2 protein-coding genes are annotated in these 486 nt (G+C 60.3%); both read right to left on the bottom strand.

What is annotated here, in order from left to right; all coding sequences use genetic code 11:
- Positions 1–271 (bottom strand): hypothetical protein (locus tag AX735_RS05970; RefSeq protein WP_066277182.1); only part of this gene is annotated, 271 nt, incomplete at its 3' end.
- A gap of 72 nt (positions 272–343) precedes the next feature.
- A complete protein-coding gene (locus AX735_RS24905) occupies positions 344–481 on the bottom strand; it encodes a DUF3768 domain-containing protein (protein ID WP_120222518.1) in 138 nt (45 codons plus the stop codon).
- Between the last annotated feature and the right edge of the window lie 5 nt (positions 482–486).

Raw genomic sequence — 486 nt, 5'->3', positions numbered from 1 at the left:
CGCGCGTGGCGAGGCATGCCATCCTGTCGATCTCGAGCTGTGCGGCAAGACTTGCCTCGATATGGCAATAGGGCTCGAGCGCGCGGATTGCGTCAACCGCGCGGGGCAGCTCGCTGAAAGCGGTTCCGACCCATACGAGTTCGATTTCCTCCCCGTCTTCGTCAGGGAGGCTCAGAACCTGCGCGAAATAGGTCTGAAGCGGTCGGTCCCATCCGACATAGGCACTGGCAGCTGCAATCCCGTCACGAAGCGGTACTTTGTGTCTGCTCATGCGCTCGTTACCTCACCACCATTTACGTGGCCTATGCCCCGCGGCGCAGTGACATGTCCGCCCCTGAACTGATCAGTAGTCCGCTGGCCGCATCAGCGTAATGACGCGCCGTGTCATCGCTGGATTGGCCGGATCCTCGGACCCGAATGCCAGTTCGGTATCGTAATAGATCCTATGCAGGCCGGATCGGCTATGCCGTTGTTCCGTCAAACCTC

This window comes from Blastomonas sp. CCH1-A6 (assembly GCF_001556365.1).
Taxonomy (GTDB): Bacteria; Pseudomonadota; Alphaproteobacteria; order Sphingomonadales; family Sphingomonadaceae; genus Blastomonas; species Blastomonas ursincola.
The sequence above is the reverse complement of the archived record's forward strand: the minus strand, read 5'-3'. Positions and strand labels throughout refer to the sequence as shown.